The following is a 24,044-nucleotide window of genomic DNA, read 5'->3' as shown; positions in this document are numbered from 1 at the left end:
TCCTAGGCTCCCTGCGTCGACCTGTCGCAGGCCATCGCCATGCAATACGCCACCCTCAACGCCCCAAGCGCCAATGCTCCGGATCTCGGCGCGGCCCCCTTGGCTGACGAATGCGCCCTGGCCATCAGCTACAACGGCCTCAATCAGGCCGTGATGATGGTGACACCGCTGGATCTGGAAGACTTCGTTATCGGCTTCAGCCTGAGCGCCGGCTTGATCGAGCGCATCGATGATCTACGCGACCTGCGTTTGCGGGGCGATGGCAGCGCGCAGCATGCCGAAGTGCAGGTGAGCCCGCGGGCGTTCTGGCACATCAAGCAGCAACGGCGGCAGTTGGCCGGCCACAGCGGTTGCGGTCTGTGCGGTGTGCAGGCGCTGGAGCAGGCATTGCCGCAGCTCGCACCACTTTCGCCAATCGATCTGCCGCCCGAAGGGCATTTCCACGATCTGCGCCAGCGCATCGCCAACGCCCAGCTGCTGGCCCGCGACAGCGGCGCACTGCACGCGGCGCTGTATATCGACGGCAACGGAGAGATCGCCCTGTGCCGCGAGGACATCGGCCGGCACAACGCCCTGGACAAGCTGATCGGTGCGCTGACGCTGCAGCGCCGTACCCCGAGCGAAGGCTTCGTCGTGGTCACCAGCCGCTGCAGCCTGGAGCTGATCCACAAGGCCGTGCGCGCCGGCATCGGCACGCTGGTCAGTCTGTCCGCGCCGACCCACCTGACCGTGGAGTGGGCGCGTCAGCATCACCTCAACCTCATTCACTTGCCCCACCACAGCGCGCCGCGGGTCTACAGCCCGGCGCCCGCGCTGCCCGAACAGAACGGATGCCACCCATGAGCCGCACGTCCCGCTTCCATCCCGCCACCCGTTTCCAGCCCTACGCCGGCCCGGCAGGCGGCTGGGGCGCGCTGCGCAGCGTGGCCAGCGCCTGGCTCGGCAGCGGCAACGCGCTGAAGAACATCCGCGCCATGCTGCGCACCAACCAGAACGGCGGCTTCGATTGCCCCGGCTGCGCCTGGGGTGATTCGCCGGAGGCCGGTGCGGTGAAGTTCTGCGAGAACGGCGCCAAGGCAGTGAACTGGGAAGCGACTCGGCGCCGCGTGGACGCGGCCTTTTTCGTCCGCCACAGCGTCAGTCAGTTACGCGAGCAGAGCGACTACTGGCTCGAGTACCAGGGGCGCCTGAGCGAACCGGTTCGTTACGATGCTGCCAGCGACCGCTACCTGCCGATCAGCTGGGACGATGCCTTTGCGCTGATCGCCCGACACTTGAACGGCCTGGACAGCCCGCACCAGGCAGCCTTCTACACGTCCGGTCGGGCCAGCAACGAAGCGGCCTATCTCTACCAGCTGTTCGGTCGCAGCTTCGGCACCAACAATTTTCCCGACTGCTCGAACATGTGCCACGAGGCCAGCGGCGTCGCCCTGACCGAATCCATCGGCGTCGGCAAGGGCACGGTGACGCTGGAAGATTTCGATCACGCCGATGCGATCTTCGTTCTCGGCCAGAACCCCGGCACCAACCATCCGCGCATGCTCGAACCATTGCGTCAGGCTGTGGAGCGCGGCGCTCAGGTGGTCTGCTTCAATCCATTGCGCGAGCGCGGGCTGGAACGCTTCCAGCACCCGCAGAAGCCCATCGAGATGCTCGCCAACCAAGACGCGCCAACTCACAGCGCCTACCTGCGACCCAATCTCGGTGGCGATCTCGCGGTGCTGCGCGGCATCGCCAAGTACCTGCTGCAATGGGAGCAGGAAGCGCAGGCCAGCGGCGCGCCGGCAGTGTTCGATCACGCGTTTTTGGCTGAGCACAGCCACGGGCTGGACGCCTATCTGGCCGAGGTCGAAGCCACGCCCTGGGCGCTGATCGAGCAGCAGTCGGGGCTCGACCGCGAAACCATTCGCCACGCGGCCGCGATCTACCGCAACGCCGAAAAGGCCATCGTCTGCTGGGCGATGGGCATCACCCAGCACCGTCACTCGGTGGCGACCATCCAGGAAATCGCCAACCTGCTGCTGTTGCGCGGCAACCTCGGCAAGCCCGGCGCTGGCGCCTGCCCGGTGCGCGGCCACAGCAACGTACAGGGCGACCGCACCATGGGCATCAACGAGCGGCCGCCGCTCGCGCTGCTCAATGCACTGCAGCGCCAGTTCGACCTGCCGATGCCGCGCCAGCCCGGCTACAACACCGTGGAATGCATCCAGGCCATGCTCGCCGGGCAGGTCAAGGTGTTCATCGGTCTGGGCGGCAACTTCGCCCAGGCCACGCCGGACACCCCGCGCACCCAGCAGGCGCTGCGCAACTGCGCGCTGACCGTACAGATCAGCACCAAGCTCAACCGCAGCCACCTGACCATGGGCCGCGACGCGCTTATCCTGCCGTGCCTCGGCCGCACCGACATCGACCGCCAGGCCTGCGGCCCGCAGGCGGTCACCGTGGAAGACTCGTTCAGCATGATCCACGCCTCCCGGGGCCAGCTCGAGCCCGCGTCCGCCGAGATGCGCTCGGAGCCGGCCATCGTCGCCGGCATCGCCGCCGCCACACTGGGCAAACGCCCGGTGGACTGGCTCTGGCTGGTGGAGGACTACGCCCGTATCCGTGAGCTGATCGCGGCCACCATTCCCGGTTTCACCGGCTTCGACCACCGCCTGCATCGCCCTGGAGGCTTCTACCTGGGCAATGCCGCTGCCCGGCGCGAATGGAATACCGCCAGCGGTCGCGCCGAGTTCAAGGCTCTCTCGTTGCCCGCCGATCTGCTGCCCGAGCAAGCCCGCCATGACGGCATGGAGGCCGACCTGATCCTGCAAACGCTGCGCTCCCACGATCAGTACAACACCACGCTCTATGGCCTGGATGATCGCTATCGTGGGGTGAAAGGCATGCGCGATGTGGTGTTCGTCAATCCCGCCGACATCCAGCGACTGGGCCTGGAAGCCGGCCAGCAAGTCGATCTTATTTCGCTGTGGGACGACGGTATCGAGCGCCGCGTGCGCGGTTTCACCCTCCTCGCCTACGACACCCCGCTCGGCCAGGCCGCCGCCTACTACCCGGAAACCAATCCGCTGGTACCGCTGGAAAGCTTCGGCGACCGCAGCCACACGCCAACTTCGAAATTCATCGCGATTCGCGTGCTGCCGAACACGCAAAAGACCGAGCAGCCGCTGATCGCCAGCGGGCAATGACGCTCATTCGAAGCGGCTGGAGTCGTCGCGATCGTGCTGGTAGCGCCGGTTAAGCGGAAACGGCGGCAGCCAGCCTTCGCGACGCACGGTCCAGCATTCGTAGGTCGGCGTCAGTTGGTCGGGTGCATCCAGGGCGCCGAGATGCACCTCGATTTCATCGGCGAGGCGGGAAAAAACAGACGAGCCACAGCGCGGGCAGAAATGCCGTCCGGCATATTCGGCCGTCTCGCCCTCGACGGTTACCGCATCCTGCGGGAACACCGCAGCTGCGTAGAACAAAGCACCATGATGCTTGCGGCAGTCCAGGCAGTGGCAGATCCCGACCCGATAGGGCTGCCCCGCCGTCACGATTCGCAGGTTGCCGCACAGGCAGCCACCGGTTAATGAGTTCACCTTGCGTCTCCTCCGTCAGTGCTGAAGGCCCGCACCCAAGGTTCAGGTCGCAGACTCTATCGCCCTGAAGCGTAGTCGCCTCTCACGGGCCGCACTAATGACGAACGTAGCCCCTGCTTTAAGGCTGCACACCCGATGGCAGCTAGCCTTTCATCATCTCGAGCACCCGGGCAGCGAGGACATCTATCGCGAAAGGCTTGGTCAGCACCTGCATGCCAGCGCCGAGCGAGCTGTTGCCCAACGCGGCGCTCTCGGCATAACCAGTGATGAACAGCGTCTTCAGACCGGGGCGCACCTGGCGACCGGCATCGGCCATCTGCCGGCCGTTCATCCCACCGGGCAAGCCGACATCGGTGATCAGCAGGTCGATGCTCACATCCGACTGCAGCAGCTTCAGCCCGGCCACGCTGTCCGATGCTTCGATCAGTGTGTAGCCGAGGTCGCCCAGCACATCCATCAGCAGCAGGCGCACGGTCGGCTCGTCGTCGACGATCAGAATCGTGCCGCAGGCGCCCGCAAGCGCTGTCGCGGGGTTGCTTTGCGCCAACGTGCCGGTCCCGGCATTGCCGTGGTAGCGCGGCAGGTAGATGCACATCGAGGTTCCGCGACCGACCTCGGAATCGATGCGCACCTGCCCGCCGGACTGTTTGGCAAATCCGTAGATCATCGAAAGCCCCAGCCCGGTGCCTTCGCCAATCGGTTTGGTGGTGAAGAACGGGTCGAACGCTTTTGCAATCACGCTGGGCGTCATGCCGGTCCCTGTGTCGGTGACGGACAGCGACAGATACTCGCCGGCGGGCAGGTCATAGGCCTGCGCCATCTCCGGACTGAGCACGCGGTTGGCGGTCTCGATGGTGATCCGACCGCCGTCGGGCATCGCGTCGCGCGAGTTGATGCAGAGATTGAGGATCGCGTTCTCCAGCTGACTGGCATCGACCGACGCCGCCCAGAGGTCGGGCGCACTGATGGTTTCGAGGAGGATGCTCGGCCCCACCGTGCGCTGGATCAGCTCGGTCATGCCCTCCATCAGCATGTTGACGTCAACCGGCCGCGGATCGAGAGTCTGCCGGCGGGAAAAGGCGAGCAGCCGATGAGTCAGCGCCGCGGCACGCCTGGCGGCGCCCTGCGCGGCCGACATGTACTTATCGATGTCGTCCAGCCGCCCCTGGGAAATCCGCAGATTCATCAATTCCAGCGCACCGCTGATACCGGCCAGCAGGTTGTTGAAGTCATGGGCAAGACCGCCAGTCAGCTGGCCGACCGCTTCCATCTTCTGCGACTGACGCAACTTCTCCTCGGCCTGGATCAGCTCCGCCGTCCGCTCGGCCACACGCTGTTCCAGCGTGTCGTTGAGTGCGCGCAGCGCAGCGGTGGCGCGATCCCGCTCCGCCTCGATGGAGCGCCGGTCCTCGACGTCGATCAAGACGCCGGGAAAGCTCAACGGCGTTCCGTCCTCGGCATGATCGACGCGCCCGTTGGCCTCAAGCCAGTAGAACCTTCCATCAGCGCGGCGCACACGGTACTGGTGCGCATAGGCACCACCGCGGGCGATGACCTCTTCGATCGCTACGATCAGTCCGTCCCGGTCCTCAGGGTGCACCGTTGCTATGATCTGCTCGAGGCTAAGCCCGTCACGAGCAAGGGTGGGATCGAGGCCAAAGGCGTTCGCAAACCCCTCATCCACGGTGAAGCGGTCGGTTGGCAGATGCCAGTTCCAGGTACCGATGATCGCGCCCGCCTCGAGCGCCAGCTGGACGCGCTGAATATTCTCCCGCGCAAGAGCTTCGCTGATGCGCAGGCGTTCTTCGGCGTTTCTGCGCTCGGTGACGTCGTTGAAGAGAATGGCGATTCGCCGCTCGGCGGGATCGCCGACGCGGACGGCGCGAACATCGAACCAGCGTTCGAACGCTTCGGCATAGTTCTCGAAATTGGCAGGCTCACCGGTCTTGGCGACATGGCCATAGGCTTCGAACCAGAACTGCTCCAGGTCCGGCGCGAACTCGGTGACCCATTTGCCGCGCAAGTCTACGCCGGCCTGGCGCTCGAAGGCAGGATTGGCCTCGAGGAAGCAGTAATCCACGGGATTGTCGTCGGCGTCGAACTTGACCTGAACGATGGCGAATGCCGCCTCGATGGTCTCCAGAATGGTGCTGAAGCGTTCCTCACTCTGGCGCAAGGCCGCCTCGGCAGCGCGCATGCGCGTCAGGTCGAGCATCGCGCCAATCATCCGCACGGCCTGGCCGTGAACGTCACGAATCACATGACCGCGGTCGAGGATATCTGCATAGGAGCCATCCAGACGGCGAAAGCGATACTCGTCGGTCCAGGTCACCTCGCTGCCATCGATGACCGCGTGGATCGACCGGTGAATACGTGCACGGTCATCCGGATGGATATGCGCCAGCCACCAGTCACCGGAGCTGTCGACGTTTGCCAGCGGATGGCCGTACGCATGTTCCAGCGCATCGTTCCACAGCACGTGATTGCTGATCAGATCCCAGTCCCAGACCGCATCGTTGGTCGCCTTCGCGGCCAGCCGATAACGCACCTGGGTGTCTTCCATGGCGAGGCCCGCAAGGTGCTCGCTGGTGCGGTCACGCAGGATTTTCATGAAGCCGAGGTGTGCACCGTTTTCGTCATGGATCGGCGAGAGTTCGCCCGCAGCCCAGAACTGCTGACCGTCCTTGCGCAAGTGCCATCGCTCGTCCAGAGCGCGGCCCTCACGTAGCGCGCTCTGCATCTCTTCGCCGAGCCAGTCACAGGCACGATCGGCCGGCGTGAAGAAGCGCTCCGCGCTCTGCCCACGCATCTCGTCTGCGGTCCAGCCCATCACCTGCTCGGCGCCGGCATTCCAGTCTGTGATGATGCCTGCGGTGTCGGTCAGGATGATGGCGAAGTCGATCGCACTCTCGAATATCGCGCGCTGACGCGCCTCGCTGCCAGCCAGTGCCAGGAGGCTGGCATGCAGCGTTTCAGGGAGATCTTTCGAGACGCCCGACTGTACGGTTGTCGGGTGCTGACGATGCTGCTCGCGGGCGGGCTGGGTATCAAGGGGAACTTGGGACAAGGCTGGGTCTGGATCGATTCCAGCCAGGCCCAGAACCGCGCGCAAGCGCGCCACCTCAGCCACCAGCTCCTCTCGGGTCAGATTTTCCAGAGCTATTTCCACTATGCATCGTGATGAATGGGCGGCGGTAATCCCGCAGCGTGCTGCAGGTCATAAAAGCAGAAACCGCCGGGCTTTGCACCCGCAGGTGTCAAGTGGTGGCCAAAGAACAAACGGTCTGGCTTGCCTGATTCTGGCGCCCCAGGCGCATGGGATTTCGACGCATCCTGGCGCTATAGGGACGGTTACCACACGCGAGGCAGCCGCCACTTGGCACTGAATCGATTTGATACAAAGCGGTCCAAAATGCGGGCTCTGTTACGGATTGCCTTCCAGCTATGCTCGCGCACCCGCCAGACGCGGGATCGTCATCACTCACGCTAGAGATCCATATGGAATCGCTTATCCAGCTCTTCTCCGAACCCACCACCTGGGTTGCCCTGGCAACCTTGATCGCCATGGAGGTGGTGCTCGGCATCGACAACCTGATCTTCATTTCGATTCTGACGAACAAGCTACCGGAGCATCAGCGTGAGCGCGCGAGGCGCATCGGCATCAGCCTGGCGCTGGTCCTGAGACTGGGCCTGCTCGGCACGGTGGCCTGGATCGTTCAGCTCACCGAGCCGGTCATCGAACTGTTCGGCAATGCGTTTTCCTGGAAGGACATGATTCTGATCGCCGGCGGCCTGTTCCTGCTCTGGAAGGCCACCAAGGAGATTCACCACAGTGTCGACCCGACACCGGGCGGCGACATGTTCGAAGGCAAGCAGCTCGACAATGCCGTCACGATGGGCTTCAGCGCCGCGATTGCGCAGATATTGCTGCTCGACCTGGTGTTCTCGGTGGACAGCATCATCACTGCGGTGGGTATGACCGATCATGTCGCGATCATGGTCATTGCCGTGGTCGTCGCGGTGACCGTGATGCTCCTGGCGGCGAACCCGCTGGCCAAATTCATCAACGAGAACCCGACCGTCGTGATGCTCGCGCTCGGCTTCCTGCTGATGATCGGCATGACCCTCATCGCGGAAGGCTTCGGCGCCCACGTACCAAAGGGCTACGTGTATGCCGCCATGGCGTTCTCCGCCGGGGTCGAGATGCTGAACATGATGGCCCGGCGCGCACGGCAGAAGCAGCTCGGTCTCGCTCAAGAGCAATCGAAATAAACTGACGGTGGGCCTGCATCAGCGAACAGGGGTCACGCTGGAGCAGGCCCGCCGCACCGAAGCTCTCACAGCCATGCCGGCATAGAGACCGGCTCGGTCTCGCACCGCCCCACCCCGCGGTTTTAGCCGCTTGCGGCTGGCATCGACTGCAGTTGCCCAGCTCGCCGCCCCTCATCGCCAGCATTGTCAGCCCGAAAAAAACCGCCTGAACTTTCGCCGGGGAGGACGGTCAGTCAGCTGATGCACCCGCGGAGCATCTTCATTTTCGTGCCGTTTGCACGTCAGGCTCCGATCTGTGGCTGCCACCGCGTCCGGCCACTAAAAGCGGTGCTTTTCTCTGCGGCTGGCCCAGAGTCTCGCGTGCCAGATGCAGTCGACCTCACCACCCCACGCTTGGGTCCTATTCTTCCAATAACGCGAACTTTTCATGTCCATATCTCTTCATCTTTTTGCCTTGCTCTCCCGGTTTAGCTTTTCCCATCCGCGACAAATCATCGGCGCCAGTCTGTTCGGTGCCCTGCTCATTGCAGGGCCTGTGGATGCCCAGGAATCGCCCGATAACGCGCGCTGGGTCAGCGACAGCCTGAACACCTACGTACGCAGCGGCCCCACGGATGGCTATCGCATCGTCGGCACGCTTACCTCGGGGCAGAAGGTCGAGCTGATCAGCACCCAGGGCGACTACAGTCAGGTCCGCTCGGAGTCCGGCAGCAACGTCTGGATACCCAGCAAGGAACTGCAGGACGTTCCCGGCCAGGCCGAGCGCCTGCCGCAGCTTGAACAGCAAGTCGCCGAACTGAGCGAGGAACTCAAGACCATCGACGATAGTTGGAAGGTGCGCGTGCAAGGCATGCAGGAAACCCTGGACTCGCGCAAAGCTCTGATCGACGAACTCGACGCCCGCCGCATCGCCCTCGAGGCGGAGCTGACCGAAGCACAGTCGGAACTGCGTACGACCCAGGCGCGGCTCGGCGACGAGAACAAGCAGGTGCTCATGCAGTACATGGTCTATGGCGGCAGCATCGCCGGTGCTGGGCTGCTGGTGGGCCTGATCCTGCCAATGCTCACCCGCGGCCGTAAGCGTAACGATCGTTGGTTCTGACTCGATCAGCCGATGAGGGCTGCCGCTGTGTAGTAGAGCGCTGCACCGAACAGCATGCTGCCAACCAGACCGACTCGGCCGCTGGTGGCGAGCAGAGCGACACCCAATAGTGACGTCGCAGCAGCAGCCGGTGCAGCGCTGATTTCGCTGTATGCGACGTAGACTGCGAGATTGATGAACACCGCGGTCGGCAGGATCTGCCCGACGATGCGTAGACCGCCCGCGCCGAGCGGCATGCTGACGAATACTGGCACGACTCTGACCAACAAGCTGGTGATCAGCAGCGCGGCGGTGGCAATCAGGACCGCCTCGTTCATGTTCGGACTCCGTTCAATAGCAAGGCTACGAGCAATACGCCGGGAATCCAGAAGTACACAGGACCAAGCGTCAGGATCAGGCCGAGGGAAGCTGCGGCACAAAGACAGATCAGAACTGCCCCGGCGACCTGATGGCGCCGAATGTGCGCTCGCCGTGCCTTCAGCTGCGACAAGGCGAGGTAAAACAACACAGCGCTCGCCGGAAATCCGAGGTTGAAATCCTTGCTGAGCCAATCTTCAGGCAGGACCCCACCGATCACAGCGCCAAAGGCTCCTGCCAGTACCCAGGTTAGAAATATCGCGCTGCGTATCTGCAGCATCCGGTCGATCGGCTCGTCGTCCCGTTCACAGGCATAGGCTTCGTCGCCTAGCATGTGCGCACTGCAGGCGCGCGCGAATGCAGATCGAGGCATCCGTCGTATAGTCGAGATCGCCATCGGCAGGTAACGACAATTGATCGATGCAGCTACAAGCAGCAGCGTAAAGAACCCCGTGCCACTTTCGGACAGCGGCAATGCTGCAAACTGCCCGCTGCCAGTGAAACCTAGCAAGCCGAGCAGCAAAACATCCAGTACCGACCAGCCGGACCGTGCGGCAAGCACGCCGAACAGCATGGCAACCGGCATGACCGACAATGCCGCCGGAAGGGCCTGTTTCAAAGCGCTGCCGGTTACGAGCGGCGCCGCCGGGTCCGCGCTCTCTACTATTTCTGACAATTACTCCACTCCGAGCTGCGCGATGACATGCCCTGCGAAGTGTGAGTAGTGCCGCCGAAGGATTCTTGTACGATCGTGCAACCGCGCGCTGACTTCAGCTCAGCCGCATCAGCCGTGCCCAGTGTGCAGGGGTAAGTCCATAGGCTTGTTTGAAGTGGCGACTCATGTGGCTCTGGTCGTTAAACCCCGAAACGAGTGCGGCGTCGGCCACTGATATCCCGTTCGAAAGCAACCGCCGAACATGATCTAGGCGACGTAACGTCAGGTAACGGTATGGGCTGGTGCCATACAGGGCGCGAAAATCGCGCGACAGGTTCCAGCGATCCCGGCCGGAAACCCGCTCGAGTTCGTCAAGGCTGAGAGCTCCATCCAGATGATGGTGCATGTACTCCCGAGCCAGTTCGGCGGCGCGGAAGTCGGCTCGTCGTCGATTGACTCTTTTCCCGGCTACGACGGACATGACCTGGGCCAGGTCAAACAGCGCATCCTGCTGCTCCAACTCTTCTATCGGGTTGTCCAGGCAAGACAGCAGCGCCCAGACGACACGCCGCAAGCGTGGATCACGGGATATCCCGTCATTGATGAAAGGCAATGGCTGCCCACCGAGCGGCCCCTGCAGCATCGCAGGCTGGATATAGATTATCCGGTACCGAAAACCCGCCTCGCTCCCCGCCTCGCCGTCGTGCAGTTCGTCGGGATACACCACGAAGGTATTTCCAGGGAGACTGTAGCGGGCGCTCTTGCGGTAGTTGAAACGGTGCACGCCGGCGAGCGTACAGCCGATCGCATAAGTGTCATGCCTGTGGGGAGCGTAACCGTAGCCACTGAAGTAGGCCTCAAGCCGCTCAAGGGGGCCAGGCTCGTCAGGGCGCCGTATCCAATCGTTATTGCCCTTCATTACTACTCCCAAGCCCCGAACGATGCACGTCTCACAGTAGCGGTCCACAGCTACGACGAGCAACTCACCAAGCGCCCCACCGCCTCCGCTTCAAGGCTCGTGCTTGAGCCGCTCCGTTCGTCAAACCGCCATCGCTTAAGCCGTGTGGGAGAACTATGCTTGCCGTAGAGCACTGCTAGGAAGCCAGGCACACATGGGCGCAGTATGGCGGTCCGACAAGACATCCCAGGATGGGCGTAACAAGCGCGCCCCTTCCCCCAAATCATCCCGCACATCAGCTAAAGGCCGTCGCAAGACGGCACGCCGATTGGCGCTGCTCGTCGGTATTTCGCTGCTGGCAGGCGGTGGCTATCTCGGTTGGCAGGAGCTGGACAGCGCCCGGTGGCAATCGCATTGGTTAAGCCGCTATGCGGCCGATCTGGATTACGTGGTCAAACCGGGGCCGAGCCCACGCATTCAGTTCCCAGAAGACGGCCCGTTCGACCGCCGCCTGGGCTACATCGATCTGCCGCGCTTCATTCAACAGCTGTCACAGCGCAATTTCAGAATCGAGGAGCAGGCACGCTTCTCGCGGGCACTGCTGGATTACACCAACCACGGCTTCTTTCCGCCCTACCCCGAGGACTCCCAGGCCGGGTTGACCATCAACGACTGCCGCGGCGTGCCGATCTACACCAACAGCTATCCACGCCAGTATTACGAGCGCTTCGAGGACATCCCGCCGCTGGTGGTGATGAGCCTGCTGTTCATCGAGGACCGTGGCCTGCTGGACGCCAGCCGCCCCCACGCCAACCCGGCGGTGGACTGGCCGCGCTTCACCAAGGCGGCGATCAGCCAGCTGGAAAAGCGCCTTGGCCTCAGCGGCCAGGCCGCCGGCGGCAGCACCCTGGCCACCCAGGTCGAGAAGTATCGGCATTCGCCCGAAGGCCGCACCGGCGATCCGCAGGAAAAGATCCGGCAGATGATCTCCGCCAGCGTGCGTACCTATCGCGAGGGCCCGCAAACCCTGGCCACCCGTCAGCGCATCGTGCGCGACTACCTAAACAGCGTGCCGCTCTCCGCGGCGCCCGGACACGGTGAAGTGCATGGCATCGCCGATGGTTTGCGACTATGGTTCGGCGCCGACTTCCGTGAAGTCAATCGCCTGCTCGATCCACGCAGCGCCGACGAGGTCGATGCGCAGGCGCGCGGTCTGGCGCTGCGTCAGGTGCTGTCGCTGCTGATTGCACAGCGGCGTCCGTCGTACTACCTGGGTGCCGGCCGCGAGGAAATGGCAACGCTGACCGACAGTCATATCCGCCTGCTGGCCAACGGCGGCATCATCGATGCCGGCCTGCGCGACGCCGCGCTGGGCCAGCGCGTCCTTGGACAAAGCCCGAGTCGCGACTCGGCGATCCGGCAGGTGGACGCCACCAAAGGCATCACCGTCGCGCGCATGCGCCTGGCCGGGCTGCTCGGCTTGCCGCTGTACGACCTGGATCGCCTGGATCTCACCGCCAGCACGCCGCTGCAGGGTGATCTGCAGGCACAGATCAGCGAGTACCTGGTGCGCCTGGCCGATCCCGCTTTCGCCGAAACGGTCGGGCTGTTCGGTGATCGCATGCTGTCCCCGGAGAAGACCGCCGCCGTGCGTTACAGCTTCACGCTGTTCGAGCGCGGCGAGGAAGGCTTCCAGGTGCGGGTGCAGACCGACAACACCAACCAGCCGTTCGACATCAACGAGGGCAGCAAGCTGGAGCTGGGCTCGACCGCCAAGCTGCGCGTGCTGACCACCTATCTTGAGGTTATCGCCGAGCTGCACCAGCGCTACTCGGGCCTCACCCCGGGCGAGCTGCGCAAGATCGACACCAAGGCCAATCTAAGCCGCTGGGCCATCGATTACCTGGCCACGCACAGCGACCGCAGCCTGGAGCGCATGCTCGACGCCGCGCTGGATCGGCGCTACTCGGCCAGCCCCGCCGAACGCTTCTTCACCGGCGCCGGCATGCACCGCTTCGGCAACTTCCGCCGTGAAGACGACGGACGCATCCCCACCGTACGCGAATCGCTGCGCGAATCGATCAATCTGCCCTTCGTACGGCTGATGCGTGATCTGGTGAGTTACAGCACCTACGAAACCATCAATAGTGCCGAACTGCTGGGTGACGACAAGGACCCGCGCCGCCAGGAATACCTGACCCGCTTCGCCGATCGCGAGGGCTCGGTGTTCCTGCAACGTTTCTGGAAGAAGTACCGCAACAAGAGCGCCGAGCAGCGCATCGAGACCTTCCTGCAGGGCATGCGGCCGACACCCGTGCGCCTGGCGGCCGTGCATCGCTACCTGATGCCGGATGCCGAGCGGCCGGTATTCGACAGCTTTCTCAAGCAGCATCTGCCGGACTCCGATCTCAACGACAAGAAGCTGGATGCGCTCTACACCCGCTATGGCCCGGGCGCCTACAGCCTGCCCGATCAGGCCTACATCGCCCGCACGCACCCGCTGGACCTCTGGCTGCTGGGCTACCTGATCGCCCACCCGCAGGCGACGCTCTCCGAAGTGGTTGCCGACAGCCGCGCGCAGCGCCAGGAAGTCTACGGCTGGCTGTTCCGCAGCCGGCACAAGAGCGCGCGCGACAGCCGGATTCGCATCATGCTGGAGGTCGAGGCCTTCACCGACATTCATCGCCGCTGGCAGCGGCTGGGCTATCCGTTCGACAACCTGGTGCCGTCACTGGCGACCGCGCTGGGCAGCTCGGGTGATCGGCCGGCTGCGCTGGCCGATCTGATGGGCATCATCCTCAACGATGGTGTCCGCCTGCCCAGCGTGCGCATCGACAACCTGCACTTCGCCCAGGGCACGCCCTATGAAACCCGCATGGGCCTTGCCACCGGGACCGGCAAGCGGGTGATGCCGGTCGAAGTGGCCCGCGCGCTACAGGATGCACTGGCCAATGTGGTCGAAGGCGGTACCGCACGGCGCCTGCAAGGCAGTTTCGTGCAGCAGGACGGAAGCGCTTTGCGAATGGGCGGCAAGACCGGCACCGGTGACAACCGCATCCAGAGCGTCGGCGCTGGCGGCCGGCTGATCAGCTCGCTGGCGCTGAACCGCACAGCCACCTTCGTCTTCTATCTCGGGCCCAACCACTTCGGCACGCTGACAGCCTATGTGCCAGGGCGCGCCGCCGACAGCTTCCGCTTTACCTCGGCGCTGCCCGTGCAAACGCTCAAGGGCATGGCGCCCATCCTGCAACCCTACCTGCAAGGTCATAACACGCTGTGCCGACCGGATGACCTCCCGGCACTGACCAGCGGCATGCTTTCGGCCGAGAACTGATCCCCAAACGCCCGCACCGGCGTTCCTTCCCGGCGCCGGTTTCGGCGCGTGCACCGGCGACAACTGGACGTAATCCGAATTCGTTTGCGACGCTTCGCCTGTTTGCCTGTCGAATACCCCGGTCCTGGAACCAATCTGGAGTGCACACCTGATTGCCGAACTGATCGGCCGCAACGGGAAACGTCATGATCGAAGGGATATTGCTGCTCACCACGGGACTCTTTGTGCTCGTCACACTCCTGCCGCTGTGGCGGCATCGCGCCTGGTGGGTGCGCGTATGGGAGTTTCCGCGCCTGCAACTCGGCGCGCTGCTGGTCGCCCTGCTCGTCGCTCAAGGCATGCTGCTCGACTACAGCCAGCCGTGGCATTACCTGATCTCTGCCTTGGCCGGCGCCTGCCTGGTATACCAGCTCGCATGGGTCGTGCCCTACACACGCCCCTGGCGCAACGAGGTGCGCAGGGCGGAGACAGATGCTGCAGGGCCGCGCATCCGGGTGATGTCATCCAATGTGCTGGGGCCGAATCGGCAGTCCGATCGGCTGCTGGCGCTGGTTCGCGAGTACCGCCCCGACGTGCTGGTGACCCTCGAATCGGACCAATGGTGGGAAACGCAGCTCGAGCAACTCGCCGAGCAATACCCGCACAGCATCCGCTGCCCACTGGACAACCTCTACGGCATGCATGTCTTTTCACGTCTGCCGCTGGAAGAGCCGGAGCTGTGCTTTCTGGTGGAGGACGACGTGCCCTCCATGCATGCCCGGGTGCGTGTCAGCGACGAGCTCGCGGTGCGCATGCACTTTCTGCATCCGGCACCGCCCAGCCCGACCGAGAACGAGGAATCCACCGAGCGCGACGCAGAGCTATTGGTGGTCGCCAGGAGCATCCAGGACAGCGATGACCCGATCATCGTCAGCGGTGACCTCAATGATGTCGCCTGGTCGCCCACCACGCGCCTGTTCCGCAAGATCAGCGGACTGCTCGATCCACGGGTCGGCCGCGGCATGTACAACACCTTCCATGCCCATCACTGGTTTCTGCGCTGGCCGCTTGATCACTTCTTCCACAGCGCGCATTTCCGCTTCATCCGCCTGCTGCGGCTGCCTGATATCGGCTCCGACCATTTCCCGGTGTTCATCGAGTTGCAGTACGACCCCAAGCACACTGAAGAGCAGCATGGCCTTGAAGCCGATCGCGACGACGAGCAGCAGGTCGAGGAAACCATCGACAAGGAGCCCGTCACCCCGGGCGAGGTACCGCAACCTGCAGCCGGCCCGCGACGCTGAGCCGCTGGCCATCAGCCGCGGCGATAGGCCTATGCTGGAAAATACCGTGCGCCCAGTTCAGACGAGAGAGCCCGCATGACGCCTGCATCCGAACGCCCCGCCATCACCCCGGAAACCCTGCGCCAGCTCGCCTTTGATCAGTCCATCCGCTGGACCAGCCAGAACGATGACCTGTGGCAGCTGATCGATAACGACCTGTGGCAGCTCACGCGCAATCCCAGCCTGGTGCTCAGCACGGTGCCGCTGCAGAAGCTGGAAGCACTGCTGCAGCGCGCTGAATGCCATCGTCTGGTGGAGGGCATCGTCGAAGCTCAGCAGGCACGCCTGGAGCGGGCGACCTGGTTCGCCAGTCAAAGTCACGGTGACCAGAGTTACAGCGAACAACTCGCGCGAGTCGCCTACTTCTCCATGGAGTACATGCTCAGCGAGGCGCTGCCGATCTACTCCGGCGGGCTCGGCAATGTCGCCGGTGACCAGCTCAAGGCCGCCAACGACCTCGGCGTACCGATAACCGCAGTAGGCATGCTCTGGCAGCACGGCTATTTTCGCCAGAGCATCGGCCCGGATGGTCGCCAGCAGGCGCTCTACCCGGTCAATGACACCCGGCAGATGCCCATCGAACCGCTGCTCGACGCCAGCGGAACAGCATTGCGTTTTGCGATCCAGCTGCCCGGCGTGCAGATCTGGCTGCGCGGCTGGCAGGCCAGGGTCGGCCGCCACCGCCTGCTATTGCTGGACACCAACGACCCTGCCAACCCGCCCATCGCACGACTGATCACCAGCGAACTCTACGGTGGCGACAACGAAATGCGTCTGCGCCAGGAGCTGGTGCTGGGCATCGGCGGCTGGCGGCTGCTCGAAGCCGCCGGGCTGCAGGCCGATGTGCTTCACCTGAACGACGGCCACGCAGCATTCGCCGTACTGGAACGCGCCCGCAGTTACATGGCCAGGGAGCGCGTGTCCTTCGAAGTGGCGCTCCACGCAACCCGCGCGGGCAATCTGTTCACGACCCATACGCCCGTCGAAGCCGGCTTCGACCGCTTTCCGCCGGAGCTGCTGAGCAAATACCTGGAGCGCTATGCCGAGTACGAACTGGGCATCCCGCTGCAGGCGCTGCTGGCCATGGGACGCAAGCATGTGCACGACCCACACGAGCCATTTAACATGGCCTACCTGGCAACGCGCGGGGCCGGGGCGGTCAACGCCGTCAGCCAGCTGCATGGCCGCACCAGTCGCTACATCTTCCGCGAGCTTTATCCGCGCTGGCCGCTCGAGTCGGTGCCGATCGGTCATGTCACCAATGGCATCCATCTGCCGACCTGGGTATCGCCGGACGCCGAAGCCCACTGGTATGAGCTGCATGGCGATGAGATTCCCTGGCGCGGCACCGACCAGGCCTCAGTGGACGATCTTCTGGCCCAGGTCGATGACCGCTGGCTGTGGCAGATCCGCCAGCATGCTCGTGGCGAACTGCTCAGCTTCGTACGCAGCCACCTGGCCCGCAGCCTCGCGGTGCACGGCGCCTCGCCTGCGGAGATCGAATTCGCCGGCTCGCGCCTGCATCCGCAACGGCTGACGCTGGGCTTTGCCCGGCGCTTCGCCGCCTACAAACGCCCCAACCTGCTGCTGCAGGACCCGGAACGGCTGGCGCGCCTCCTCACCCATCGCGATTACCCGGTGCAGCTGCTGGTTGCCGGCAAGGCGCACCCCGCCGATCGCGCAGGCCAGGCGCTGCTCAGCGAATGGCAGCGGCTCGCCGCGCGCCCCGATATTGCCGGCCACGTGGTTTTTCTCGAGGACTATGACATGCGTATCGCCCGGCACATGGTGCAGGGCGTGGATGTCTGGCTGAATACCCCGCGTCGCCCGTGGGAAGCCAGTGGCACCAGCGGCATGAAGGTCCTGGCCAACGGTGGGCTGAATCTTTCGCAGCTCGACGGCTGGTGGGCCGAAGCCTATGCCGCCGACCTCGGCTGGGCCGTCGGCGACGGCTTGGAGCACGAACCCGAACACGATGCCGCGGACGCCGAACAGCTGTATCGGCTACTCGAAGAGCAAGTCGTGCCCTGCTTCTACCAGCGCGACCAGCAGGACATCCCCACCGCCTGGGTGAAACGCATGCGCCGCAGCATGAGTGCTCTGGTGGAACGCTTTTCCGCCGACCGGACGGTGCGTGAATACACCGAGCGCTATTACCTGCCGCTGTCCGGCAACTACCGACAGCGCTGCGCGGATGGTTCTGCGTTGGCCAGCGAGATGTCGCGCCGAATCACCAGTTTGCGCAGTTACTGGCACGAACTGGCCTTCGAACAGCTTGAGTGGCGGCGCGAGGGCGATGCCCAGCACATCGAGGCTCGCCTGCACCTCGGCCGAATCGAACCGGAGCAGATAGCCGTGCAGCTGTTCGCCGAATCGCAGGGAGCGGAGCCGGCCAGCGTCCACACGTTGGTACTCCAGCGCCACGAAGGCTCATACGCCAGCTTCCGGACCGAGCTGAGCACCCAGCGCCCTGAGGCCGACTACACGGCACGGGTCGTCCCCAGCCCCGCGCTGGGCCTGGCGGTGCCGTTGGAGCTGCCGCTCATTCTCTGGCAGCGATGAACAGCCGGAACGCTACCCGCACGCCGCAGTCATCTATAAACCACCTGCATAGAGGATGCCGCGTCATGATCAAGCAAATGTTCGACAAATCCGCCCCACAGAACGTCCACGGCTGGGAGCGCGCCGCCTCGCTGGCCGGCGGCCTGGTGTTGATGGGCAAAGGGCTGCGTCGTGGCGGAATTTTCGGTCTGGCCGAGCTGGCAATGGGCGGCATGGCCCTGGCCCGCGGCATCAGCGGCCGTTGCGAGGGCAAGCGCCTGTTGACCGAGATGGAAGCGAAGCCGGCACTGCCAAGCCAGCGCTACAGCCATATGCCGATGGATTCCGAAGTGCATAGTTCGGACTTCACCGATACCAGCGTACAAATGCCGGACTCCACCCCCATGGGCAACGAAAGCCGCACCACGCCGCGCGTCTGATCGACCGGGCAGCGCCTCGATGATGTGCCGCCTGCGCATAACTGCCATACACGGCTGAAGCGTAAAGCTCCCGGCACTCTCGCGGCGCCGCCCTGGTTCTCTGGACAGCTCGGCCAGCGATAACTACTGGCCCAGCAGTCGGCCCTGGTTCTGCTGCGCCATTTCCTTCAGGTAGTCCCAGGTCGTGCGCATGCGCGCCAGGTCCTTGAACTCGATCGGCATCAGCATCCAGAAGGTGCGGGTAAAGCTGACCTCCTCCGGCAGCAGCAGTCGCAACCGAGGATCGGCGTCGGCGGAAAACGCCGGCAGGATCGCGATCCCAGCCCCCATCGCCACTGCTTCCTGCTGCGCCAGCAGGCTGGTGCTGCGCAGGCCGATGGAGCGGGCGTCGGCGATGCCATCGAGAAACAGCAGCTCCTTGCTGAACAGCAGGTCATCCACGTAGCTGACGAAGCGGTGCGCGGCCAGATCCTCTCGGCTGCGGATCGGCGGGTGTTCGTCGAGATACGCCGGCGACGCATACAGCCGCAGCACGTAGTCGGTGAGCCGGGTGATGATGAACGGTCCACGCTCCGGGCGTTCCAGGGTGATGACGATATCCGCCTCATGACGCGACAGTCGCACCGCGCGCGGCAACGCCAGCAGGTCGATGTTCAGGTGCGGATAGCGCCGACTGAGCCCGGTGAGCTGGCCGGCGAGCATCACCGTGCCGTAACCCTCGGTGGCGCCGATGCGCACCTGCCCGGACAGGCCGTCGGCCATGCTCGGCAGCGAATGTTCGATGGCCACGCTGGCGCTTTCCATGGCCTCGACCCGCGGCAACAGATTGCGCCCGGCTTCGGTGAGCTTGTAACCACCCGGCTCGCGCAGGAAGAGCTGCAGGCCCATGCTTTTTTCCAGCGCCTGCAAACGACGGGACACGGTGGTGTGGTCGACAGCGAGCCGGCGCGCCGCGGTCGTCAGCCGCCCCGCTCGGGCGACCTCGAGGAAATAGCGCAGATTGTCCCAGTCCATGGTTGAAGCCTCCATCAGCTCCTGTGCATTTATGCAGAGCGACTCTGCAGTCGATCGCATTGTAATGTGGTTTTTTGCATTGCTACATTCAGTGCAACTGATCGCAGCCGTCCGCGAGCCATGACAACAACAGTGCCTTTTCAGGCGGAGAGCCTTATGACAACGTCCAGCTCCATTCCTACCGTTAAATTGCTGATCGACGGTGAATTTATCGAATCGACGACCCAGGACTGGCGCGATGTCGTCAACCCGGCGACCCAGGAAGTCCTGGCGCGCGTGCCTTTTGCGACTGCCGAGGAAATCGACCGTGCCGTCGCCAGCGGCCAGAAAGCCTTCAAGACCTGGCGCAAGACACCGATCGGTGCGCGTGCGCGCATCTTCCTCAAGTACCAGCAACTGATTCGTGAAAACATGAAGGAGCTGGCGGCGATCCTCACCGCCGAACAGGGCAAGACCCTGGCCGATGCCGAGGGCGATGTGTTCCGCGGCCTGGAAGTGGTCGAGCACGCCGCCGGTATCGGCAACCTGCAGCTCGGCGAGCTGGCGAACAACGTCGCCGCCGGCGTCGATACCTATACCCTGCTGCAGCCGCTGGGCGTCTGCGCCGGCATCACGCCGTTCAACTTCCCAGCGATGATCCCGCTGTGGATGTTCCCGATGGCCATCGCCACCGGTAACACCTTTGTCCTCAAGCCGTCCGAGCAGGACCCGATGGTCACCATGCGCCTGTGCGAACTGGCGCTGGAAGCCGGCGTGCCACCGGGCGTGCTCAACGTGGTGCATGGCGGTGCGGACGCGGTAAATGCGATCTGCGACCACCCGGATATCAAGGCGGTATCCTTCGTTGGCTCGACCAGGGTCGGCACCCACGTCTACAACCGCGCCAGCCAGGCCGGCAAGCGCGTGCAGTGCATGATGGGCGCGAAGAACCACGCCATCGTGCTGCCCGATGCGCACAAGGAGCAGACCCTCAACAACCTCGCCGGTGCTGCCTTCGGTGCGGCCGGCCAGCGCTGCATGGCGCTGTCGGTGGTGGTGCTGGTGGGCGAAGCGCAGGCCTGGATTCCCGATCTGGTCGCCAAGGCGCAGACACTCAAGGTCAACGCCGGTGTCGAGGCCGGCACCGACGTCGGTCCGCTGGTTTCCTGCGCGGCGCTGGATCGCGTCAGCGGGCTGATCGAACGCGGCGTACGCGAAGGCGCCAAGCTGGAGCTGGACGGCCGCAACCCGAGCGTCAGCGGCTACGAAAAGGGCAACTTCGTCGGCCCGACGATCTTCTCCGGCGTTACCCGCGAGATGAGCATCTATCAGGAAGAAATCTTCGGCCCGGTCCTCTGCGTCATGGCGGCAGCGACCATGGACGAAGCCATCACGCTGATCAACGCCAACCCGAACGGCAACGGCACCGCCATCTTCACCCGCTCTGGCGCGGCCGCGCGGCACTTCCAGGAAGAGATCGATGTGGGTCAGGTGGGCATCAACGTACCGATCCCGGTGCCGGTACCGATGTTCTCCTTCACCGGCTCACGCGCTTCCAAGCTCGGCGACCTCGGCCCGTACGGCAAGCAGGTGGTGCAGTTCTACACCCAGACCAAGACCATCACCGAACGCTGGTTCGATGAGAACGAGGTCGGCGGCCCGGTCAACACCACCATCAATCTTAAGTGAAATCACTCACCAAGCCGGCGCGCGCGCCGGCCCAAAGGATGCTGAAATGACATTCGAAACCCTGCTCGTAGAAATCAAAGAACGCGTTGCTCTGATCACCCTTAACCGGCCGCAGGCGCTCAACGCGCTCAACGCCCAACTGATCAGCGAGCTGAACCAGGCGCTGGGCCAGCTCGAGGCCAATCCACAGATCGGCTGCATCGTCCTGACCGGCTCGCCCAAGGCCTTTGCCGCCGGCGCCGACATCAAGGAAATGGCCGAGCTGTCCTACCCGCAGGTCTATCTCGACGATCTTTTCGCCGAAGCCGATCGTATCGCCACCCGCCGCAAGCCGCTGATTGCCGCTGTCGCCGGTTACGCCCTGGGCGGCGGCTGCGAACTGGCGTTGCTCTGCGACATGATCTTTGCCGGCGACAACGCGCGTTTTGGCCAACCGGAAGTCAACCTCGGTGTGCTGCCGGGCATCGGCGGCACCCAGCGTCTGACCCGTGCAGTGGGCAAAGCCAAGGCCATGGACATGTGCCTGACTGGCCGCCAGATGGACGCTGCCGAAGCCGAGCGCGCCGGCCTCGTCGCCCGTGTGTTCCCAGCCGAAAGCCTGCTGAAGGAAACCCTCAAGGCCGCCCGCGTGATCGCCGAGAAATCCCTGCCGGCCACCATGATGATCAAGGAAAGCGTCAATCGCGCCTTCGAAACCACGCTGGCCGAAGGCATCCGCTTCGAGCGTCGTGTGTTCCACGCGGTGTTCGCCACTGCCGACCAGAAGGAAGGCATGGCCGCGTTCAGCGAGAAGCGCAAGCCTGAGTTCACCAATCGCTAAGCCGCATCTGGCCATAACAAGAAGAGGAAACACGCCATGCATATCGGATTCATTGGTCTCGGCAACATGGGCGCGCCCATGGCCCACAACCTGCTCAAGGCAGGCCACCAACTCAGCGTCTTCGACCTCAACGCCGCGGCCGTCGAAAACCTGGTCGGCGCCGGTGCGCTGCCGGTCGACTCTCCGACCGCCATCGCCCAGGGCAACGCCGAGCTGATCATCACCATGCTGCCGGCCGCAGCCCATGTGAAGAGCGTGTACTTGGGCGCGAACGGCTTGATCGCCAGCAGCCGTGCCGGTGTGATGCTGATCGACTGTTCGACCATCGATCCGCACAGCGCCCGCGAAGTGGCCAAGGCCGCCGCCGAGCATGGCAACCCGATGCTCGACGCACCGGTCTCCGGCGGCACCGGCGGTGCAGCAGCCGGCACCCTGACCTTCATGGTCGGTGGCAGCGACGCGGACTTCGACCGTGCGCAGCCGATCCTCGCGGCCATGGGCAAGAACATCGTGCACTGCGGTGCAGCCGGCAACGGCCAGGTGGCCAAGGTCGCCAACAACATGCTGCTGGGCATTTCCATGATCGGCGTCGCCGAGGCGATGGCGCTGGGCGTCGCGCTGGGCATGGATGCCAAGACCCTGGCCGGCGTGATCAACACCTCCAGCGGCCGCTGCTGGAGCTCGGATACCTACAACCCCTTCCCCGGCGTGCTGGACAACGTTCCGTCCTCACGCGGCTACAGCGGCGGCTTCGGCAGCGATCTGATGCTCAAGGACCTCGGCCTGGCCACCGAGGCCGCCAAGCAGGTGCGCCAGCCGGTAATCCTCGGCGCCCTCGCCCAGCAGCTCTACCAGAGCTTCAGCGCCCAGGGTCATGGCGGCTTGGACTTCTCGGCGATCATCAATCAGTACCGCAAGGACACCTGACCATGAGTGCAACCGAACGCCCCGTGCTGGCCGCCGTACGCAACCACGTCGGCCACCTCACCCTCAACCGCCCGGCCGGGCTGAATGCGGTGACCCTGGAAATGGTCCGCCTGCTGCACCAGCAGCTCAGCGCCTGGGCTGCCGATCCGCAGATTCATGCCGTAGTACTGCGCGCCAATGGCGAAAAAGCCTTCTGCGCCGGCGGTGACATCCGTTCGCTGTACGACAGCTTCCAGCGCGGCGACACCGAGCACGAAACCTTCTTCGAGGAGGAATACGCCCTCGATCAGTACATCCATGCCTACCCGAAACCACTGCTGGCGCTGATGGACGGTTTCGTCCTCGGCGGCGGCATGGGCCTGGTCCAGGGCGCGTCGCTGCGGGTGGTCACCGAGCGCGTGCGCATGGGCATGCCGGAAGTCGGCATCGGCTATTTCCCGGATGTGGGCGGCAGCTATTTCCTCTCGCGCCTGCCGGGTGAGCTTGGCACCTACATGGGCGTCACCGGCCTGCAGATCCGCGCCGCCGATGCGCTGCACGTGGGCCTGGCGGACTGGTGCGTCAGCCACGACCAGATTGCCGAGCTGGATCGCTGCCTGGACCGCATGAGCTGGTCGGTCCATCCCCAGGAGGCGCTGCGCACCCTGGTGGCGACACTAGGCACCAACAGGCTGCCCGGTTCCGAACTCAAAGCGCTGCACCAGGCCATCGACGAGCATTTCGCCAAGCAGGACGTGGCATCGGTTCGTGCCTCGCTGGCAGCCGAGAACCGTCCCGAATTCAGCGACTGGGCCGCCGAGACCCTCAAGGTGCTCGACAGCCGCTCACCCCTGGCGATGTGCGTCACCCTGGAGATGCTGCGGCGCGGCCGCAATTTGCCGCTGGCCGACTGCTTCGCCCTGGAGCTGCATCTGGACCGTCAATGGTTCGCCAAGGGCGACATCATGGAAGGCGTGCGCGCGCTGATCATCGACAAGGACAAGTCCCCACGCTGGAATCCGCCGACGCTGGCAGAGGTCACGCCGGAGCGCGTCCAGGCGTTCTTCGACGGCTTCAAGGCCACCACCGGCAAGACACGCCGCAGCGCCACGGCCTGAACCTCTTTGCAGCACA

General features: G+C 64.2%; 18 protein-coding genes. 12 read left to right on the top strand and 6 right to left on the bottom strand.

Features of this window, described 5'->3' with window-relative positions; genetic code table 11:
• The first annotated feature begins 39 nt into the window (after positions 1-39).
• Both fdhD and LW136_RS10875 read left to right on the top strand, forming a co-directional pair.
• Positions 40-843: a formate dehydrogenase accessory sulfurtransferase FdhD gene (fdhD, locus tag LW136_RS10880; protein ID WP_234175172.1), complete on the top strand. Its 804-nt coding sequence runs from the start codon at positions 40-42 to the stop codon at positions 841-843.
• Positions 840-3,188, top strand: coding sequence for an FdhF/YdeP family oxidoreductase (locus LW136_RS10875; protein ID WP_234175171.1), 2,349 nt, complete (start codon positions 840-842; stop codon positions 3,186-3,188). The genes fdhD and LW136_RS10875 overlap by 4 nt, the downstream gene beginning before the upstream one ends.
• 3 nt (positions 3,189-3,191) lie before the next feature.
• Here LW136_RS10875 and LW136_RS10870 read toward each other — a convergent pair whose 3' ends face one another.
• Together LW136_RS10870 and LW136_RS10865 are read right to left on the bottom strand one after the other, a co-directional pair.
• Complete coding sequence (locus LW136_RS10870; protein ID WP_125898437.1) at positions 3,192-3,581, bottom strand: GFA family protein; 390 nt, start codon at positions 3,579-3,581, stop codon at positions 3,192-3,194.
• 142 nt (positions 3,582-3,723) lie between these two features.
• Positions 3,724-6,750, bottom strand: coding sequence for a PAS domain-containing hybrid sensor histidine kinase/response regulator (locus LW136_RS10865; protein ID WP_234175170.1), 3,027 nt, complete (start codon positions 6,748-6,750; stop codon positions 3,724-3,726).
• Between the two features lie 329 nt (positions 6,751-7,079).
• Between LW136_RS10865 and LW136_RS10860 the strand changes: the two genes are divergently transcribed.
• Positions 7,080-7,853, top strand: coding sequence for a TerC family protein (locus LW136_RS10860; RefSeq protein WP_101275637.1), 774 nt, complete (start codon positions 7,080-7,082; stop codon positions 7,851-7,853).
• Positions 7,854-8,280: 427 nt separating this feature from the next.
• Positions 8,281-8,955 (top strand): TIGR04211 family SH3 domain-containing protein, encoded by a 675-nt coding sequence (locus LW136_RS10855; RefSeq protein WP_234175169.1) that lies wholly within the window; start codon positions 8,281-8,283, stop codon positions 8,953-8,955.
• Between the two features lie 5 nt (positions 8,956-8,960).
• Here LW136_RS10855 and LW136_RS10850 read toward each other — a convergent pair whose 3' ends face one another.
• From LW136_RS10850 to LW136_RS10840, 3 genes are all read right to left on the bottom strand, one after another.
• Positions 8,961-9,272, bottom strand: coding sequence for a hypothetical protein (locus LW136_RS10850; protein ID WP_045666188.1), 312 nt, complete (start codon positions 9,270-9,272; stop codon positions 8,961-8,963).
• The gene (locus LW136_RS10845) at positions 9,269-9,988 is read right to left on the bottom strand and encodes an AzlC family ABC transporter permease (RefSeq protein WP_102831634.1); all 720 of its coding nucleotides are present in this window, start codon (positions 9,986-9,988) and stop codon (positions 9,269-9,271) included. The genes LW136_RS10850 and LW136_RS10845 overlap by 4 nt, the downstream gene beginning before the upstream one ends.
• A gap of 94 nt (positions 9,989-10,082) precedes the next feature.
• The gene (locus tag LW136_RS10840; RefSeq protein WP_102831633.1) at positions 10,083-10,886 is read right to left on the bottom strand and encodes an AraC family transcriptional regulator; all 804 of its coding nucleotides are present in this window, start codon (positions 10,884-10,886) and stop codon (positions 10,083-10,085) included.
• 193 nt (positions 10,887-11,079) lie between these two features.
• Between LW136_RS10840 and LW136_RS10835 the strand changes: the two genes are divergently transcribed.
• The 4 genes from LW136_RS10835 to LW136_RS10820 all read left to right on the top strand — a co-directional run bounded on the left by LW136_RS10835 (position 11,080) and on the right by LW136_RS10820 (position 18,502).
• Positions 11,080-14,199: a transglycosylase domain-containing protein gene (locus LW136_RS10835; RefSeq protein WP_234175168.1), complete on the top strand. Its 3,120-nt coding sequence runs from the start codon at positions 11,080-11,082 to the stop codon at positions 14,197-14,199.
• Positions 14,200-14,384: 185 nt separating this feature from the next.
• Positions 14,385-15,482 (top strand): endonuclease/exonuclease/phosphatase family protein, encoded by a 1,098-nt coding sequence (locus LW136_RS10830; protein ID WP_234175167.1) that lies wholly within the window; start codon positions 14,385-14,387, stop codon positions 15,480-15,482.
• A gap of 75 nt (positions 15,483-15,557) precedes the next feature.
• The gene (glgP, locus tag LW136_RS10825; RefSeq protein ID WP_234175166.1) at positions 15,558-18,083 is read left to right on the top strand and encodes an alpha-glucan family phosphorylase; all 2,526 of its coding nucleotides are present in this window, start codon (positions 15,558-15,560) and stop codon (positions 18,081-18,083) included.
• Between the two features lie 65 nt (positions 18,084-18,148).
• The gene (locus LW136_RS10820) at positions 18,149-18,502 is read left to right on the top strand and encodes a YgaP family membrane protein (protein WP_046619521.1); all 354 of its coding nucleotides are present in this window, start codon (positions 18,149-18,151) and stop codon (positions 18,500-18,502) included.
• Between the two features lie 123 nt (positions 18,503-18,625).
• Here the strand turns inward: LW136_RS10820 and LW136_RS10815 are convergent, their stop codons facing one another.
• Positions 18,626-19,516 (bottom strand): LysR family transcriptional regulator, encoded by an 891-nt coding sequence (locus LW136_RS10815; protein WP_046619524.1) that lies wholly within the window; start codon positions 19,514-19,516, stop codon positions 18,626-18,628.
• Positions 19,517-19,672: 156 nt separating this feature from the next.
• Between LW136_RS10815 and LW136_RS10810 the strand changes: the two genes are divergently transcribed.
• Genes LW136_RS10810 through LW136_RS10795 form a run of 4 tightly spaced genes read left to right on the top strand, consistent with a single transcriptional unit; the run spans position 19,673 to position 24,028 of the window.
• Positions 19,673-21,184 carry a CoA-acylating methylmalonate-semialdehyde dehydrogenase gene (locus tag LW136_RS10810; RefSeq protein WP_234175165.1) on the top strand — a complete coding sequence of 504 codons (1,512 nt, stop codon included), beginning with the start codon at positions 19,673-19,675 and terminating at the stop codon, positions 21,182-21,184.
• Positions 21,185-21,230: 46 nt separating this feature from the next.
• Entirely contained in the window at positions 21,231-22,004 is a 774-nt protein-coding gene (locus LW136_RS10805; protein WP_234175164.1) for an enoyl-CoA hydratase, read from the top strand.
• Positions 22,005-22,040: 36 nt separating this feature from the next.
• Complete coding sequence (mmsB, locus tag LW136_RS10800; protein WP_234175163.1) at positions 22,041-22,931, top strand: 3-hydroxyisobutyrate dehydrogenase; 891 nt, start codon at positions 22,041-22,043, stop codon at positions 22,929-22,931.
• A 2-nt stretch (positions 22,932-22,933) separates the two neighbouring features.
• Positions 22,934-24,028, top strand: a complete 1,095-nt coding sequence (locus LW136_RS10795) for an enoyl-CoA hydratase/isomerase family protein (RefSeq protein ID WP_048329313.1) — start codon at positions 22,934-22,936, stop codon at positions 24,026-24,028.
• The last annotated feature ends 16 nt before the right edge of the window (positions 24,029-24,044 follow it).

This window comes from Stutzerimonas kunmingensis, assembly GCF_021432085.1.
Taxonomy (GTDB): domain Bacteria; phylum Pseudomonadota; class Gammaproteobacteria; order Pseudomonadales; family Pseudomonadaceae; genus Stutzerimonas.
This window is presented reverse-complemented; position numbering and strand designations above follow the sequence as displayed.

Coding starts and splice junctions, on each gene's coding strand:
- LW136_RS10850 (WP_045666188.1), bottom strand. CDS start 9,272: ATGAACGAGGCGGTCCTGATTGCCACCGCCGCGCTGCTGATCACCAGC.
- LW136_RS10795 (WP_048329313.1), top strand. CDS start 22,934: ATGAGTGCAACCGAACGCCCCGTGCTGGCCGCCGTACGCAACCACGTC.
- LW136_RS10835 (WP_234175168.1), top strand. CDS start 11,080: ATGGGCGCAGTATGGCGGTCCGACAAGACATCCCAGGATGGGCGTAAC.
- LW136_RS10820 (WP_046619521.1), top strand. CDS start 18,149: ATGATCAAGCAAATGTTCGACAAATCCGCCCCACAGAACGTCCACGGC.
- LW136_RS10830 (WP_234175167.1), top strand. CDS start 14,385: ATGATCGAAGGGATATTGCTGCTCACCACGGGACTCTTTGTGCTCGTC.
- LW136_RS10875 (WP_234175171.1), top strand. CDS start 840: ATGAGCCGCACGTCCCGCTTCCATCCCGCCACCCGTTTCCAGCCCTAC.
- LW136_RS10815 (WP_046619524.1), bottom strand. CDS start 19,516: ATGGACTGGGACAATCTGCGCTATTTCCTCGAGGTCGCCCGAGCGGGG.
- LW136_RS10860 (WP_101275637.1), top strand. CDS start 7,080: ATGGAATCGCTTATCCAGCTCTTCTCCGAACCCACCACCTGGGTTGCC.
- LW136_RS10805 (WP_234175164.1), top strand. CDS start 21,231: ATGACATTCGAAACCCTGCTCGTAGAAATCAAAGAACGCGTTGCTCTG.
- LW136_RS10840 (WP_102831633.1), bottom strand. CDS start 10,886: ATGAAGGGCAATAACGATTGGATACGGCGCCCTGACGAGCCTGGCCCC.
- fdhD (WP_234175172.1), top strand. CDS start 40: ATGCAATACGCCACCCTCAACGCCCCAAGCGCCAATGCTCCGGATCTC.
- mmsB (WP_234175163.1), top strand. CDS start 22,041: ATGCATATCGGATTCATTGGTCTCGGCAACATGGGCGCGCCCATGGCC.
- LW136_RS10855 (WP_234175169.1), top strand. CDS start 8,281: ATGTCCATATCTCTTCATCTTTTTGCCTTGCTCTCCCGGTTTAGCTTT.
- glgP (WP_234175166.1), top strand. CDS start 15,558: ATGACGCCTGCATCCGAACGCCCCGCCATCACCCCGGAAACCCTGCGC.
- LW136_RS10810 (WP_234175165.1), top strand. CDS start 19,673: ATGACAACGTCCAGCTCCATTCCTACCGTTAAATTGCTGATCGACGGT.